We start from the raw sequence: 16,590 nt of genomic DNA, 5'->3' as shown, positions 1-16,590 counted from the left end.
GCGGCGCGCGTTCCGCTTCATCCGCGGGCCGGAGTTCGCGCAGCTGCTCATGGCCGACGAGATCAACCGCGCCAGCCCGCGCACCCAGGCGGCCCTGCTGCAGGCCATGCAGGAGCGCAAGGTGACGGTGGCCGGCGAGGACCACGACCTGCCCCGCCCGTTCCATGTGCTGACCCAGAACCCGGTCGAGCAGGAAGGCACCTATCCGCTGCCCGAGGCCCAGCTCGACCGCTTCCTCCTCCAGATCGACGTGGAGTATCCGAGCGAGGCGGCCGAGCGGCGCATGGTGCTGGTGACCACCGGCGGCACCGAGGCGACTGCACCCGCGATCGCCGACCCGCGCCTGCTCGACCAGTGGCAGCGCCTGGTGCGCCGCCTGCCGATCGGCGACCAGGTGGTGGACGCGATCCTGAAGCTGGTGCGTGCCGCCCGGCCCGGCAGCGGTGCCCTGCCCGACCTCGACCGGCTGCTGGCCTGGGGGGCCGGCCCGCGCGCCAGCCAGGCCCTTGCACTGGCGGTGCGGGCCAAGGCCCTGCTGGACGGCCGGATCGCCCCTTCGCTGGACGATGTGCGGGCCCTTGCCCGGCCGGTGATGCGCCACCGGATCGCCCCCAGCTTCGCCGCCCGCGCGGAAGGGATCGATGCCGACGAGTTGATCCGCCGCCTGCTCGCCCATGCGCTCTGAGCCACAGCGCGATCCGCTGGGCCAGCGCGCCGAGGCGGCTGGCCTGGCTGCCCGCCTGCCGGCCCTCCAGCTGGAAGCCAGGCGGATCGCGGCGGGCGTGGTGCAGGGCGTCCATGGCCGGCGCCGGGCCGGCCCGGGCGAGACCTTCTGGCAGTTCCGCCCCTACCAGCCGGGCGACCCGGCGCAGCGGATCGACTGGCGTCAGTCGGCGCGCGGCAGCCGCCTGTTCGTGCGCGAGCGCGAATGGGAGGCGGCGCAGGCCGCCTGGCTGTGGTGCGACCGCAGCCCGTCCATGACCTTCCGCTCCAGCCACGCCGTGCCGCGCAAGCTGGAGCGTGCCGCCGTGCTGATGATCGCCCTGGGCGACCTGCTGGTCGATGGCGGCGAGCGGGTCGGCGTGCTGGGTCACGACGAGCGCGCGGTGGTCGGCAAGACCGTCGCCAGCCGGATCCTGCGCTCACTCGGCTCCAGCGAGCCCCTTGCCCAGGACACCCACCTGCCGGCTGCCCGCATTCCCGCCCACGCCCGGGCGGTGCTGTTCGGCGATTTCCTCCACCACCCGGAGCTCCTGCGTGACTGGCTGCGGCCGCACGTGGCCAATGGCGTGCGCGGCGTGCTGGTCCAGGTGGTCGACCCGGCCGAGGAGACCTTCCCCTACGAGGGCCGGATGGTGGTCGAGGGGATGGAGGGCGACGGGCGGCGCCTGGTGGAGAACGCCGCGGAGCTCGGCCGGCGCTACCGTGCCGTGTGGGAGGCGCACCGGCAGAGCCTGGCCGAGGTGGCTGGCCGGCTCGGCTGGATCCATATCCTGCACCGCACCGACCAGCCGGCGACGGTGGCACTGGTGGCCCTGTGGCAGGCGCTGGCCCTGCCGACTGCCGGGAGTACCTGATCGTTGCCCTGGCTCGGATCGCTCGCCTTCGCCCAGCCCCTGGTGCTCGCCGCCCTCTTGGCTCTGCCGGCCATCTGGCTGCTCCTGCGGGTGATCCCGCCCAGCCCCAAGCGCCGCCTGTTCCCGCCGATCCGGCTGCTGCTGGGCATCCAGGAGGAGGAGAAGACCTCCGCGCGGATGCCCTGGTGGCTCCTGGCCCTGCGCACCCTGCTGGCCGCCCTCCTGATCCTGGCGGTGGCCGGCCCGGTCCTCCAGCCCATCCCCGACACCGGGCGGGACGGGCCGCTCCTGCTGGTGGTCGATGACGGCTTTGCCGCCGCTCCCGGCTGGAGCGTCACCCGCGCCTCGGTGGAGCGCGTGCTGACCGCCGCCCGGCGCGAGGGCCGCCCGGTGGTGCTCCTGCGCACCGCCGGCACCGAGCAGGGTGTGGAGCCCGTGGCGATGACCGCACCCGACGCGCTGGCCGAGCTGGAGCGGCGCGGCCCCGCAAGCTGGCCGGCTGACCGCGCCGCGGCCCTGGCCGCGCTGGACGGGCTGGCGGAGCCGCCCTCGGCGGTGTGGTGGTTCGCGGATGGCACCGCGGCCGGGCCGGATGCCGTGGCCGATGCCGTGCGCTTGGCCGCCCGCCTGCGGGACCTGGCACCGGTGCGCCTGGTACTGCCCGATCCGGCCGACGCGCCGCTCCTGCTGCGCCACGGCGACCCGGATGCCTCCGGGCTGGCCTTCAGCGTCGAGCGCGCCGCCGGGAGGCCGGAGGCCCAGCCGCTCCGGGTCCTGGCGCTCGCCGGGCGCGGCGAGGTGCTGGCCCATGCCGACGTGGCGATCGCGGCCGATCAGCGCCAGGTCGAGGGCAGCCTCGACCTGCCGATCGACCTGCGCAACCAGGTGGAGCGCCTCGAGATCGACGGGCGGCGCGGTGCCGGTGAGACGGTGCTGGTGGACGAGCGCTGGCGCCGCCGCAGCGTCGGGATCGTGGCACCCGCCGACGAGGGGGCTGACCAGCCGCTCCTGGCCGAGACTTGGTATATCGACCGGGCGCTGTCCCCCTATGCCGAGGTCCGGCGCGGCACGGTGGCGGAGTTGATCGAGGGCGAGCCCGCGGCGATGGTTTTGCCCGATGCCGCCGCACTCACCGACCAGGATCGGGCAGCGCTGCGGAGCTGGATCGACGGTGGCGGCGTCCTGATCCGCTTTGCCGGACCACGGCTCGCGGCCGGCGAGGACCCGCTGGTGCCCGTACCGCTGCGGTTCGGCGACCGGCAGCTGGGCGGTGCCCTGACCTGGACCGAACCCTTGCAGCTCGCACCCTTCCCCACCGACGGGCCGTTCGCCGGGCTGCGGGTTCCCGACGATGTCACGGTCCGCCGCCAGGTGCTGGCCCGGCCCGGCCCGGACCTGACCGCCGCCATCCTGGCGGCGCTCACCGACGGCACGCCACTGGTGACCGGGCGGCGCCAGGACGATGGCTGGCTGGTGCTGATCCACACCACCGCCGACCCCGCCTGGACCGACCTGCCGCTGTCCGGCCTGTTCGTCGACATGCTGCGCCGGCTGACCGCCCTTGGCCGCGGCGACGAGACCCAGGCCAGCGGCAGCTTCCGGCCGCTGGCCGTGCTGTCCGGCGCCGGCATGCTGGCGGCCCCGCCCCTGGGCGTGGAGACGCTGGACGGGGCGGGCCTCGCGGCTGCCCGCGCCACCGCGGCCACCCCGCCCGGTTTCTGGGCGCCGGTCGAACTGCAGGCCGGCGACGACGAGATCCCCCGCCGTGCCCTGGACGTCGGCCAGAACCTGCCCGCCCTGGAACCGGTCGACGGCGCCGTGCTGGCCCTGCCGGAGGTGCGGGTCGGCCCCAGCAGCGAGACCGAGCTCGGCCCCTGGCTGCTGGCAGCAGCCTTCATCCTGGCGCTGGCCGATCTCGTCATCACCATGGTGCTGCGCGGCCACCTGAACCTCCCGGCACGCCTGCGCCCGGCCGTCGCCGCTGCCGTGGCCGCCCTGATGCTGCTGGGCAATGGCGGGCCGGCGCTGGCCCAGGCGGAGGTGCGGGCGCTGGAAGCCACGGAGAGCACCCGGCTGGCCTGGGTGAGGACCGGCATCCAGAAGGTCGACGAGGTCTCGGCGGCCGGACTGGAGGGCCTGTCGCTGGTCCTGCGCGACCGGACCTCGGTGGAGCCCGAGGAGCCCCTGCCGGTGGATGTCGAGGCCGACGACCTGGCCCTCTACCCGCTGCTCTACTGGCCGGTGCCGCCCGAGCATCCCGACCTGTCCGAGGCGGCGATCGCCAAGGTCGGCGAGTATCTGCGCCATGGTGGCATGATCCTGTTCGACACAGGCGATGCGGCCCGGACCATGGCCGACGAGGCAGGACCAGGGGCAGAGCGGCTGGCGGAGCTGTTCCATGGCCTGGACCTGCCGCCGCTGGCTCCGGTCGACGCCGACCACGCGCTCAGCAAGTCCTTCTACCTGATGCCGAACTTCCCGGGCCGGTTCGCGCCGCGCACCGTCTGGGTCGACACACCGCGCAGCCAGGTCAATGACGGGGTGTCCACCGTGATCGTGGCCAGCTCCGACTTCGCCGGCGCCTGGGCGGTCGACCGGTTCGGCGCGTCCCTCCTGCCGGTGACGCCGGGTGGCGAAGAACAGCGCGAGATGGCGCGCCGGGTCGGCGTCAACCTCGTGATGTACGCGCTGACCGGCAACTACAAGACCGATCAGGTCCATGTCCCGGCCCTCCTGGAGCGTCTCGGCCAATGACCGGTGTCGACCTCGTCTTCCACCCGCTCCTGCCCTGGTGGACGATCGCGCTGGGCGCGCTGCTGGGCCTCATGCTGCTGGGCCTGGGCATCTGGCGCCGCTCGTCGGGCATCGGCTGGCGGGCGCTGGCGCTGGCAGTGATCCTCCTGGCGCTGGCCGGCCCGTCCATCCTGGCCGAGCAGCGCGAGCGCCTGTCCGACGAATTGCTGCTGGTCACCGACCGCACGCCCAGCCAGGAGATCGGCGAACGCCCCGCCCGCACTGACCAAGCCATCGCGGAGCTGCGCGAGCGCCTGGGCGCGGTGCCCGATCTGGACCTGCGCGAGGTCACGCTGGAGGCCGATCCGGACCGCGGCACCGCCCTGTTCGACCGGCTCGGCCGCTCGCTCGGCGAGCTCGACCGCAGCCGGCTGGCGGGCGTGGTCGTGGTCACGGACGGTAGGGTGCATGATGTGCCGGAGGACCCGGCCAGCCTCGGCCTGGACGCACCCCTGCATGTCCTGCTGACCGGCCGGCAGGACGAGGTCGACCGGCGGCTCGTGGTCGAGCGAGCCCCCACTTATGCGATGGTCGGCGAGCCCCAGACCGTGACGGTCCGGGTGGAGGACGAGCCGGTGCCGGGCAGCACGCCCGTGCCGGTGCGCCTGTCGATCGACGGGCAGCTGGTCAGCCGGGCCAACCTGGTGCCCGGCCAGAGCACCGATCTTCCGTTCCGCCTGGAGCGCGGCGGCGCGGCGGCGATCGAGCTGGAGGTCGACCCGCTGGAGGGCCAGCTCACCGCGCAGAACGACCGGCAGGTCGTGTTCGTGAACGGCGTGCGCGACCGCCTGCGCGTGCTGCTGGTCTCGGGCCAGCCCTATCCGGGCCTGCGAGTCTGGCGGAACCTGCTCAAGGCCGACGCGGCGGTCGACCTCGTCCACTTCACCATCCTGCGCCCGCCGGAAAAGCAGGACGGCACGCCGATCCGCGAGCTGGCGCTGATCGCCTTCCCGTCCCGCGAGCTGTTCGAGGAGAAGCTCGACCAGTTCGACCTGGTGATCTTCGACCGCTACGCCCGGCGCGGCCTGCTGCCGGCGATCTACCTGGACAATGTCGCCTCCTGGGTGGAGCGCGGCGGCGCGCTGCTGGAAGCCGCCGGGCCGGAATTCGCCACCAGCTCCTCCCTGTTCCGCACGCCGCTCGCCCGCGTCCTGCCCGGTGCCCCCACCGGCCAGGTGAGCGAGCAGCCCTTCACCCCCGCCATCACCGAGCTCGGCCGGCGCCATCCCGTCACCCGCGGCCTGGACGCCGATGGCCGGCGCTGGGGCCGCTGGTTCCGTCAGGTCGCGGTCGACCCGGCCGATGCCAGCGTGGTGATGGCCGGTGATGCCGAGCAGCCTCTGCTCCTGCTCAAGCGCCAGGGCCAGGGCCGGGTCGCCCAGCTCCTGTCCGACCATGCCTGGCTGTGGGCGCGCGGCTTCGAGGGCGGCGGGCCGCAGAGCCTGCTCCTGCGCCGCCTCGTCCACTGGCTGATGAAGGAGCCGGAGCTGGAGGAGGAGGAGCTGTCCGCCGAGGGCGCCGACCGGCGCCTGACCATCGAGCGCCACTCCCTGGAAAGCCTGCCCCACGATGTCACGGTCACCTCGCCCTCGGGCGGCGTGCAGCGGCTGACCCTGGTGCCCGACGAGAACGGCGTCGCCCGCGCCGAGATCGCCGCCGACGAGGGCGGCCTGTGGCGGATCGAGGACGGCCAGCACGTCGCCTTCGCCTCGCCACTACCAGTGGCCCGGGTCGAGGGCGAAGCGGTCACCGCCACGGCCGAGCCGCTGCGGCCGGTGGTCCAGGCCACCGGCGGCACCTTCACCTGGCTGGCCGAGCAGCCGGTGCCGGACATCCGCCGGGTGAGCGAGGATCGCCAGACCGCCGGGCGTGGCTGGATGGGCCTGATCGACCACGGCGCGTACCGGGTATCACGCACTGAGCTGGTGCCACTGATGCCGGCCTGGCTGGCCCTGGCCCTGCTGCTGGGCACCACCGTGTTCGCCTGGTGGCGCGAGGGGCGGCGCTGATCAGCTAGGCACTCGTGGTGCCAGTCGTGCTATGCTCGCCCTTTGGTGCCCGAGAATCGGGCGTTCTTTGCCGCTCCTGCGTGTCATTTTACGAAACGAACCCGAGCCACAAGCTCATGCAACGGATGAACTATCTCGTAAATGCAGTTTTTTATCAATGGGTTGTGGCGTCTTCGTGATACCATGCCTGAGCTTGATCATGCACATCGGATGGTTGGCACCGGCACGATCTAGGCCAACGCCCTGGCGACGATCGAGACGTCGGTGCCGGCGATCTCCTGCATGATCATCTGCCGGATGGCGCTCATCCGCCGGTCCACCTCCGCCATCGACAGGTCCGGCTCGAAGCCCAGCGTGATCTCGACGAACAGCCGTTCGCCGGAGCGGCGGGTCCGGATCTGGTCGAGGCTGCCATAGCTGTCGAAGTGATGGATCAGCGCGCGCAGGATCAGGAACTGCGCCGCCTCGTCGACCGCACGGTCGAGCATGTCGGCCATGCCCGACCGGAACATCCGCGCCGCGATCACCAGGATGAAGCCGGTCACGAACAAGGCACCGGTCACATCGGAGCAGGCGACGATGACCGGGTCGCTCGCCACCGCCGAGATCGTCAACGTGGCCTGGACGAACAGAGACGAGATCAGCTTGGTGACGCGCGCCCGCAGCTGCGCCTGCATGATCACCGAGCGGGAGCCCCGGGCGGCCTCACGGACCTTCGCCCAGGCCATGAAATTGAGGAAGCTGTTCACCGCGCCGACGCAGGCAGCCATCGCCAGGCCGAGCGGCGAGGCGTGGCTCTGCCCCTCGATCATCAGCATCGCCGCGCCGTGCGCGATCCAGAGCGCGCCGCCCACCATGGCCGCGGCGATGATGAGGTTGCACATCTGCTCGAGCTTGCCCACGCCGAACTCGAAATCCACGAGCTGGCCACGGTGAATGCGGCGTAGCACCACCAGCGAGTAGCCCTCGATCGAGATCATCAGCAGGCCGCGGACCGCCTCGGCCAGGCTGGTCAGCGAGCCGCCGACGAACCCGGCGAGCAGCACCGGCACGGCGATCGACAGGTCCAGGCCCAACCCGAACATGATGGAGCGCTCCCGCTGGCGCTCCTGGGGGCCGATGGCACGCGTACTCATCCCGATCCTCAGACGCCCAGCCGGGCACGCAGGATGTCGATCAGGCCGATCTCGGGAAAGTCGACATAGGCAGCCTGACCGACCGGGCAGGCGGCAACGTCCGCCTCGGTCTGCTCCAAGGCCAGGATCGCCTGGCCGATGCCGGAACCGCGCCCCTTGGCGATCGCCGCTAGATCGGCCTCGCCGATGGTCGCCGCTGCCCCGCGGGTGAGCAGCACCTTGGCATGACGTACCCGCCGCTCCCCCTCGAGGATCACGTCGGCCGACATGGACGGGCGCAGCAGGGCCGCCTCCACGTCGCTCACCGGCACGTCGACCAGCAGCACGTTGCAGTCGAGCCATTTCGCCACCGGCTCGCCGACATCCACGGTGGTGCCGGGCCCGGCGACCACGCTCCAGATCATCGCACCCGCCGGTGCGGTCACGGTGCCGGCGCTGATCTGATCGAAGGCCGCCTGGGCAGCCGCCGCCACCGCTCTCGCCTCCGCCAGGGAAGCGGTGGCGTCGGCGAGGCTGCCGGCCAGCCGGGCCAGCTCCAGCCGCAGTGCCGTCCGGCTGCGCAGGCCCCAGTCCGGGTCGTTGCCGCTCTCGAGCAACGGCAGGCCGTCCGCGATGGCGCGCAGGCGCAGCTCGGCCCGCGCGACCACGGTCTCCTGCTCCGTCTGCAGCAGCTCCAGCTCCAGGACCTGGACCCTGGCCTCGTCGATGGCGCTCTGCGAGGCGGTGCCGGTCCGGCCGAGCGCCACCTTGCGTTCGGTCATGCTGCGGACCAGCGCCAGACGCTGGCCGATCAGCGTGAGCTCGGCCTTGGCGCCGGCGACGACGCTCTCCAGGTCGTGGGCGAACAGCTCGGCATGCCGCGCGAACCGGTCCTGCAGCTCCAGGTCGAGCTGCCTCAGCTGGTCCAGCTCTGCCTGCAGGTCAGCGACGTTCGCCTCGGCGAGCGCCACCCGCGCCTCCGCCTGGGCGAGTGCACTCCGATCAGCCAGCGGATTGCGGATCGTCGCGATCAGCCCATCCGCCCCGATCCGCTCGCCGATACTGACCGCCAGCTCGTGGATGGTGCCGCGCAATGGTGCGGTCGCGACATGAATCCGGGCAGTGACCGCGGCGTCCCGGACGATCACCGAGCGCAGATAGGGCGCCAGGATCCAGGTGATGTAGCCCAGCAGGAACAGGAGACCGAGCCACCAGAGCCAGCGGCTCCGGCCACTGCCTGGCCGCCCGGCCGCAGCCTCATCCGCCATGCCGGCCATCCCCGCATGACGCGCGCTGCCGCCCGACATCCGGGCACATGACATCGGGATGCCGGCATGCGCCGGCAATGCAATGGACGTCTACCACCTACAGCCTTTCCGCCCGACTTATGGTTCTGCTGCGGGACTGCTCCGCAGTTTCCGGGCATCACGATCACACGCGCCGAACATGCCCCGATAAGGAGGTCGGCCCGTGCAATGGTGTCAAGGCGGCACGCGCGACCGACGCGTTCCTGCCGGGAAAGAGTGGCAGCTACTGCCCTGGCCTTTCCGGAATCCCCGCTGGCGGAACGCTCAGGCCGCCAGGCGTGCCAGCTGCTCCATGAGCCGGTTGGCCGCCTTCAGCCGCTCCGCCGGGCTCTTGGTGTCCTGGAGATAGAGGATCTTGTGGTCCGGCCGGACCTTCATCTTCCCCTTGCTCTCCGCGATCAGCCCGATCAGCCGGTCCGGCTGCGGGAAGCGGTTCTGGTGCAGGCTGAGCACGATTCCCTTCGGCCCCGCGTCCAGCTTGGCCACGTTGGCCTTCTTGCAGAGCTGCTTGATCGTGATGATCGAGAGCAGGTTGTCCGTCTCGGTCGGCAGCTTGCCGAACCGGTCGACCAGCTCCGCGGCGAAGCTGTCGATCTCCTCGCGCTCGGTGAGCGAGGCCAGCCGCCGGTACATGGCCAGGCGCAGGTCGACGTCGCCGATCCAGCTCTCGGGCATGAGTGCCGCGGCATCCACCGTGATCTGCGGGGTCCAGTCGACCTGCTCCTCCTCGCCCTTGGCACCGGCGCGCGCCGCGGCGATCGCCTCCTCCAGCATCGAGTTGTAGAGTTCGAAGCCGACCTCCTTGACATGCCCGGACTGCTCGTCGCCCAGCAGGTTGCCGGCACCCCGGATGTCCAGGTCGTGGCTGGCGAGCTGGAAGCCGGCCCCCAGCCCCTCCAGCGATTGGATGACGCTCAGGCGCCGCTCGGCGGTCTCGGCGAGCTGCTTGTCGGGCGTGGTGAAATAGGCGTAGCCGCGCAGCTTGGACCGACCAACCCGCCCGCGCAGCTGATAGAGCTGCGAGAGGCCGAACAGGTCGGCGCGATGGACGATCAGCGTGTTGGCCGAGGGGATGTCCAGCCCGCTCTCGACGATGTTGGTCGCCAGCAGGATGTCGATCTGGTGGTCGTAGAACTGGCCCATCACGGCTTCCAGCTCCTTGGGCGCCAGCCGGCCATTGGCGATCCCGACCTTGAGCTCCGGCACCAGCTTGCGCAGGTCCTCGGCGAGCTTGGTCTGGTCAGCGATCCTGGGGCAGACATAGAAGCTCTGCCCGCCGCGATAGTGCTCGCGCATCAGGGCCTCGCGGATCACCACCGGGTCGGTCGGCATCACGAAGCTGCGCACCGCCAGCCGGTCGACCGGCGGCGTCGCGATCACGCTCATGTCCTTCATGCCGCCCAGCGCCATCTGCAGGGTGCGCGGGATCGGCGTCGCGGTCATGGTCAGCACGTGGACCTCGGCGCGGAGCTGCTTCATCCGCTCCTTGTGCACCACGCCGAAATGCTGCTCCTCGTCGATCACGACCAGGCCGAGGTTCTGGAACTGGACGTCCTTGGCCAGGAGCGCATGGGTGCCGATCGCGATGTCGACCTTGCCCTCGGCCAGCTCGGCCTTGATCTGCTTCTGGGCCTTGGCCGGCACGAAGCGCGAGAGCTGCTCGACCCGGATCGGCAGGTCGCCGAACCGCTCCGCGAATACCCGGTAATGCTGGCGCGCCAGCAGGGTGGTCGGTGCCAGCACCGCCACCTGCCGGCCGGCGGCCGCCGCCACGAAGGCCGCGCGCAGCGCCACCTCGGTCTTGCCGAAGCCGACATCGCCGCAGATCAGCCGGTCCATCGGCTGGCCGCTCGCCATGTCGGTGAGCACGGCCTCGATGGCGTTGAGCTGATCCTCGGTCTCCTCGAACGGGAAGCGCGCCACGAACTCGTCGTAGAGGCCGGCCGGCGTTTCCAGCGGCTGGCCCTTGCGCAGGGCGCGCTGGGCGGCCAGCGCCAGCAGCTCCTGCGCCATCTCGCGCACTCGCTGCTTGACCTTGGCCTTGCGCGCCTGCCAGCCGGCGCCGCCCAGCTTGTCGAGCTGGGCCTCCTGGTCGGCATGGCCGTAGCGGGACAGGATCTCCAGGTTCTCGACCGGAATGAACAGCTTGTCGCCGCCGGCATAGACCACCCGCAGGCAGTCGTGCGGAGCACCGCCCACTTCCAGGGTGACCAGCCCCTCGAACCGGCCGATGCCGTGCTCGGCGTGGACGACATAGTCGCCCTCGCCCAGCACCGAGAGGTCCTGGATGAACTTGTCCGCCCGCTTGCGCCGGGCCGACTGCCGCTGCATCCGGTCGCCCAGCAGGTCGACCTCGCCCAGCACCACGATGTCGCTGGTGACGAAGCCCCGGTCGATCGGCAGGACGGCGAGCTTGGCCCCGGGCTGGGCGTTGGCGCTGGCCAGGTCCGGCACCACCGGCAGGCCCGGCAGCCCATGGTCGCCCAGCACGGTCCGGAGCCGGTCGGCCGAGCCCTCGCTGTGGGTGGCCAGGATCGGGTCCTTGCCCTGCTTGGTCAGGTCGCGGACATGGTCGGCGATCGCCTGGAACAGGTTGATCTCGCGGTTCTGCCGCTCCTGGGTGAAGTCGCGCGCGGGCTTCGCACCGAGGTCGACCACGAGGTCGATCCCGTCGGGCTTGGCGAGTGGCGGCGGTGCAGGCGTGAACGCGATCGTCTGGACCGCGTCGAGCCGGCGGCGCAGGCTGCTCTCGTCCAGATAGAGCAGTTCCGGCGGCAGCGCCCGATAGACCGTGGTGCCGAAGCTGGTGCCCTTGGGCGCCGGCTCCAGCCGTGCCTGGTAGTGCTCGCCGATCAGCGCCTGGCGCGCCGCGATCGCCTCCTCGGCATGATGGTCGAAGGCGACCGCCCAGCCCTGGCCCAGATGGTCGAACAGCGTCACCAGCCGGTCGTGGAACAAGGGCAGCCAGTGCTCCATGCCCGGGAAATGCCGCCCGGCCGCCACCGCCTCCAGTAGCGGATCGTCGGTCACCGCGCCGAAGCGCTGCAGATAGGCGGTCTTGAAGCGCTCCACCGTCTCCGGGGACAGGGTCACCTCGCTCACCGCCTGCAGCACGACCCGCTCATGCTTGCTGGTGGTGCGCTGGGTGAGCGGGTCGAAGCCGCGGATCGTTTCCAGGACCGGACCGAAGAAGTCCAGGCGCAGGGGCTCAGGTGCCCCGGTCGGCCACAGGTCGAGCAGGCCGCCGCGCACCGCATACTCGCCGGCCTCGACCACCGTGCCGCTGCGCCGGAAACCGTTGCCCTCCAGAAGCGCAACCAGGTCGTCGCGCTTGATCCTGGCCCCGCGCCTGGCGACCATCCGCCCGCCCTGCACCACTTCCGGTGCCGGCACCCGCTGGGTCAGCGCGTTCACCGTGGTCAGCACGAGCCGCGACGAGGCCTTCTCGCCGAGTGCCGCCAGGGTCGCCAGCCGGGTCGCCATGATCCCGGCATTGGGCGAGATCCGGTCATAGGGCAGGCAGTCCCAGGCCGGGAACGGCAGGACCGGGACGGCCGGGGCGAAGAAGCGGAACTGGGCGGCGAACTGCGCGGCGCGCTCGGCGTCGCGGGCGACGAACACCGTCGACGTGCCGGTCTTGGCGATCCGGCGGGCCAGATGCAGTGCGTCCAGCCCGAGTGCGGCGCGGGCCAGGAGAAGCCGGCGCGGCTTGGTGGCGGACGGAGCCGCTGCTTCGGCCACGGTGGCGCTGCTCATCGGCGTCAGGCTTTCCTGTTGGCCTCCGCGCGCAGGAGCGCGAAGACCTCGTTGTCGTGCCGGGCGGGCAAGGGCTGCATGTCGGTGACCCACGCCCAGATGTCCACGTCCGCCTCAGTCAGAAGGCGCTCCAGCGCGTCCAGGGCCTCGTCGTCGAAGCTGTCGAGATGGCGGCGTACGAAGCGGCCCAGCAGGATGTCGTTCTCGACCTGGCCGCGATGATGGCTCTGGTAGAACAGGCGCTTCTTGCGATCTTCGGTCGTCTCGGTCATGCGCATGCCTTCGGACGATGCCCAGGGGGACGGGGCCCAGGGGGACGGGACCGGCAACGGGTCGGAGGCGAGCGGTCTAGCGGAGATGATGGACGGTTCCAAGGACGGTGCGCGCGCCGTGGTGCTGCCGGCGCACGAGCGGCCAGCCTCGCTCCTGCCGTTGTTCGCCCCGCTGCGCGGCCTGCAGGGCGTGGGGCCGGCCCTGGAGCGGCGCCTGGCCAAGCTCCTGGGGCTGGCCGACCCGGCGGTGCTTGACCTGCTCACCCACCGCCCCGCCTCGTTCCTCGACACGGCCCCGACGGAGCGGCTGGAGCCGGCGGACGAGGGCATGGTGCGTACCCTGGCGGTGCGGATCCTGGCCCACCATCCAGCACCTGCCAGCCACCGGCCCTTCCGGGTGGCCGCGGCCGGCGCGGTCGGCGAACTCGAGCTCGTGTTCTTCGGCAACGTCCAGCGCATGGTCGAGCAGCGCTTCCCGATCGGCGGGGAGGTGCTGATCCAGGGGCGGGTGCAGCGCTTCGGCGAGCGCTGGCAGATGGCGCACCCGGACAGCCTCCGCCCGGAGGAGGCGGGCCGGCCGCTCGCGGTCTACCCGTCGAGCGAGGGGCTGCACCAGGGTACCATCCGCGGCCTGGTGCGCCGCGCCCTGGCCAAGCTGGCCGAGCTGCCGGAATGGCAGGAGCCGGAGCTGGTGCGGGCGGCTGGCTGGCCGAGCTTCGCCGAGGCGGTCCGCCGGATCCATGCCGGTCCCGATGCCAAGGCGGAGGCCCGCTTGGCGATGGACGAGCTGCTGGCCGGCCAGCTGGGCCTGCAGATCGCCCGGCGCAGCCGCGAGGCGGCCCCGGGCCGGGCGGTTCGGGGCGATGGGAGGCTGCGGGAGGGCCTGCTCGCGAGCCTGCCGTTCCCGCTCACCGGCGACCAGGAGCGGGCGACCGCCGAGATCCTGGCCGACATGGCCCAGCCCCAGCCCATGCTGCGCCTGCTCCAGGGCGATGTCGGCGCCGGCAAGACGCTGGTGGCGCTGCTCGCCATGCTGGCGGCGGTAGAGGCCGGCCACCAGGCAGCGCTGATGGCGCCGACCGACGTGCTGGCGGCCCAGCACGCCCAGGGTCTGGCACGGCTGCTGGCCCCGCTCGGCCTGGAGCCCCTGCTGCTGGCGGCCCGGATCAAGGGCAAGGAGCGGCAGGCGATCATCCGGCGGCTCCAGGCCGGTGAGCCCGCCCTGGTGGTCGGGACCCACGCGCTGCTCCAGGAAGATGCCGCCTTCGCCGACCTGGCGCTGGCCGTGATCGACGAGCAGCACCGTTTCGGCGTGCGCCAGCGGCTGACCCTGCGCGCCAAAGGTGCGGCCGTCGACCTGCTGCTGATGACCGCCACCCCGATCCCGCGGACCGCGGCGATGAGCACCTATGGCGACATCGCCACCAGCGTCATCGCCGAGCGCCCGCCCGGCCGCCAGCCGATCGCGACCGCGGCGGTCCCGGTCGAGCGCATCGCGGAGGTCCATGACGCGGTGCGCCGGCGCCTGGAGCGGGGCGAGCGGGTCTACTGGGTCTGCCCGCTGGTGGAGGTCAGCCTGCGCGAGGACCAGGCGGCGGTTGAAGCCCGGGTCGAGGACCTTCGCCGGCAGTTCGGCGATGCGGTGGGCGTGGTCCATGGTCGGCTGAAGGATGCCGCCAAGGACGAGGCGATGCGTGCGTTTGCCGAGGGCCGGACCTCGCTCCTGGTAGCGACCACCGTAATCGAGGTCGGGGTGGACGTGCCCGAGGCCAGCCTGATCGTGATCGAGGCGGCCGAGCGCTTCGGCCTGGCCCAGCTTCACCAGCTCCGTGGCCGGGTGGGCCGCGGCCGGACGGCATCCGCCTGCATCCTGCTCTGGCGCCCGCCGCTCTCCGTCACCGCAGCTGCCCGGCTGAACGCGCTGCGGCGCACCAATGACGGCTTTGCGCTGGCCGAGGAGGATCTGCGGCTGCGCGGGCCGGGCGAGATCCTGGGCGAGCGGCAGAGCGGGGTGCCGGTCCTGCGCCTGGCCGACCTGCAGCGCCATGCCGAGCTGATCCCGATGGCGGCCGCCGCCGCGCGCCGGGCGCTGGCCGACGATCCGGGTCTGCGTCAGCCCCGCGGCGCGGCGCTCCGGCTGCTCCTACACCTGTTCCGGCGCACGGATGCCCTGGGGCTGCTCGACGGGGGCTGACGGCTGGGACAGCCCGCTCCGGGTGCCGCCGACGATGCCGAACGACAGGATCATCTTGAACGCCTCGTCCACCGTGATGTCGAGCACCCGGATCCGGCTGCGCGGCACGAAGATGATGAAGCCGGAGGTCGGGTTCGGGGTGAGCGGGACGAAGACCGAGACATGCGGCCCCTCGACCTGGTCACCCACCGCATCCGGCGCCTCCCCGGTCATGAATCCGACGGACCATTGGCCGGCCGTCGGGAACTCGACCATGACGACGTCGCGGAACGCCTTCGCCTGCTGGGCGAACAGCGTCTCGAACAGCTGCTTCAGCGTCGCGTAGATCGAGCGGATCACCGGCATCCGTGCCAGCAGCAGCTCGCTCCAGCTGACGAGGGTGCGCCCGATCAAGCCGGCGGTGGACCAGCCGATCAGAACCAGGATCGCCATCGCCATGAGCAGGCCCACGCCCGGCAGGCTGAACGGCAGGTAGGTCTCGGGATTCCAGCGCGCGGGCAGGATGGAGTTCATCCAGCCGTCGAAGAAATCGACGACCTGCCAGACCACGTAGGCCGTGATCAGCAGCGGTGCGGTGACGATCATCCCGGCCAGCAGCCAGTTGCGGATGCGGGCACCGAGCGGCTGCCTGGGCAGGTGCATGGGATTGGGCGGCAGAATCGAACTGGGAGGCGTTTCTTTCTGTGGCATCAGCGCAACAAAATTGATCCCCGGACATGAAAAATAGGTGAGCCTTTCCCTGCGCGTCCAGCCTCGATTCGCCGGGTGGAGCAGCAAGGCATCATGAGATACATTCCTTCTTCGCGCATGAGGCGAACAGACTTGGGCCGCGTATCGGCGAATGCAGTGCTGCCGGGCTTTCCACACAGCTCTCGGTCGAGTGAATCTTCTTTGCGGAGCATATAGATAAAATTTGAGGGAATTTTTGCGAGTGTCTGGCAATATTTATTCTGAATATTCATTTGTTGACACTCATTAACCAAGATACATAAAGACAACCCATAGAATTGTTCTCGTACCACTGACTCCGCAAAGGGGTGGTTTAGATGACCGTGATCGTGAACAACATGCTCCTCGTCCGCCGCATCAACGAGCTTCACCGGCAGCGGGAGCAGTTGTGCGAGCGGCAGGAGCGGATGCGCGGCATCCTTCCCGACTGGACCATCGAGCCACTGAAGCTCGCCGGCATGTCGGCACGAGAGATCGAGACGATGATCTCGGAGCTGTCGACGGCCGAGCAGCAGACTGGTCTCGCCGAGCTGGAGCGCGAGATGGAGCGTCTGGACCAGCAGATCGAAGAATGCGAGAATCAACTGATCTCCGCGCGTCACAAGTCGCTCGACTGCATCGAGACTGTGCTGCGGCTGGCCGCCGACCGGCTCCGCCGTCAGGTCTCCACCGACCCGAACGATGTCTTCTACGACTATGGCGAGGCCCGGATCATGTTCATGCTGGACAGCGTGATCGACGACCTCCGCCTGCAGATGCAGTCCGGGGAGCGCGTAGCGAGCTGAGCACCCCGCCAAGCCGGACCGGCAGGTCGACGGTTCCCATGTGACCGGCAGCC

General features: G+C 71.1%; 11 protein-coding genes. 6 read left to right on the top strand and 5 right to left on the bottom strand.

The window, feature by feature from the left end; all coding sequences use genetic code 11:
• The 4 genes from VNS22_RS04410 to VNS22_RS04395 all read left to right on the top strand — a co-directional run.
• Positions 1 to 685, top strand: a 685-nt coding sequence (locus tag VNS22_RS04410; protein ID WP_325729998.1) for a MoxR family ATPase, incomplete at its 5' end; no start/stop codon positions are given.
• Positions 675 to 1,577 (top strand): DUF58 domain-containing protein, encoded by a 903-nt coding sequence (locus tag VNS22_RS04405; RefSeq protein ID WP_325729996.1) that lies wholly within the window; start codon positions 675 to 677, stop codon positions 1,575 to 1,577. The genes VNS22_RS04410 and VNS22_RS04405, both read left to right, overlap by 11 nt.
• 3 nt (positions 1,578 to 1,580) lie before the next feature.
• Positions 1,581 to 4,331 (top strand): DUF4159 domain-containing protein, encoded by a 2,751-nt coding sequence (locus VNS22_RS04400; RefSeq protein WP_325729994.1) that lies wholly within the window; start codon positions 1,581 to 1,583, stop codon positions 4,329 to 4,331.
• Positions 4,328 to 6,379 carry a hypothetical protein gene (locus tag VNS22_RS04395; RefSeq protein WP_325729992.1) on the top strand — a complete coding sequence of 684 codons (2,052 nt, stop codon included), beginning with the start codon at positions 4,328 to 4,330 and terminating at the stop codon, positions 6,377 to 6,379. Before VNS22_RS04400 ends, VNS22_RS04395 begins: the two co-directional genes overlap by 4 nt.
• Before the next feature lie 230 nt (positions 6,380 to 6,609).
• Here the strand turns inward: VNS22_RS04395 and VNS22_RS04390 are convergent, their stop codons facing one another.
• The 4 genes from VNS22_RS04390 to VNS22_RS04375 all read right to left on the bottom strand — a co-directional run bounded on the left by VNS22_RS04390 (position 6,610) and on the right by VNS22_RS04375 (position 12,829).
• Positions 6,610 to 7,515: a cation diffusion facilitator family transporter gene (locus VNS22_RS04390; RefSeq protein WP_325729990.1), complete on the bottom strand. Its 906-nt coding sequence runs from the start codon at positions 7,513 to 7,515 to the stop codon at positions 6,610 to 6,612.
• 8 nt (positions 7,516 to 7,523) lie between these two features.
• Positions 7,524 to 8,762, bottom strand: a complete 1,239-nt coding sequence (locus VNS22_RS04385) for an HlyD family efflux transporter periplasmic adaptor subunit (protein ID WP_325729988.1) — start codon at positions 8,760 to 8,762, stop codon at positions 7,524 to 7,526.
• Positions 8,763 to 9,065: 303 nt separating this feature from the next.
• The gene (mfd, locus tag VNS22_RS04380) at positions 9,066 to 12,557 is read right to left on the bottom strand and encodes a transcription-repair coupling factor (protein ID WP_325729986.1); all 3,492 of its coding nucleotides are present in this window, start codon (positions 12,555 to 12,557) and stop codon (positions 9,066 to 9,068) included.
• A 5-nt stretch (positions 12,558 to 12,562) separates the two neighbouring features.
• A complete protein-coding gene (locus VNS22_RS04375; protein ID WP_325729984.1) occupies positions 12,563 to 12,829 on the bottom strand; it encodes a succinate dehydrogenase assembly factor 2 in 267 nt (88 codons plus the stop codon).
• Between VNS22_RS04375 and recG the strand changes: the two genes are divergently transcribed.
• On the top strand, positions 12,828 to 15,023 hold the full coding sequence (gene recG / locus VNS22_RS04370; protein ID WP_325729982.1) for an ATP-dependent DNA helicase RecG: 2,196 nt from the start codon (positions 12,828 to 12,830) through the stop codon (positions 15,021 to 15,023). The two genes, VNS22_RS04375 and recG, sit on opposite strands and share 2 nt — an antisense overlap.
• Here the strand turns inward: recG and VNS22_RS04365 are convergent.
• Positions 14,973 to 15,665 (bottom strand): DUF502 domain-containing protein, encoded by a 693-nt coding sequence (locus VNS22_RS04365; RefSeq protein ID WP_325729980.1) that lies wholly within the window; start codon positions 15,663 to 15,665, stop codon positions 14,973 to 14,975. The genes recG and VNS22_RS04365 overlap by 51 nt on opposite strands.
• 404 nt (positions 15,666 to 16,069) lie before the next feature.
• Between VNS22_RS04365 and VNS22_RS04360 the strand changes: the two genes are divergently transcribed.
• Complete coding sequence (locus VNS22_RS04360; protein ID WP_325729978.1) at positions 16,070 to 16,537, top strand: hypothetical protein; 468 nt, start codon at positions 16,070 to 16,072, stop codon at positions 16,535 to 16,537.
• Positions 16,538 to 16,590: the final 53 nt, after the last annotated feature.

It is taken from the genome of Geminicoccus sp. (assembly GCF_035556675.1).
Taxonomy (GTDB): Bacteria; Pseudomonadota; Alphaproteobacteria; order Geminicoccales; family Geminicoccaceae; genus Geminicoccus.
This window is presented reverse-complemented; position numbering and strand designations above follow the sequence as displayed.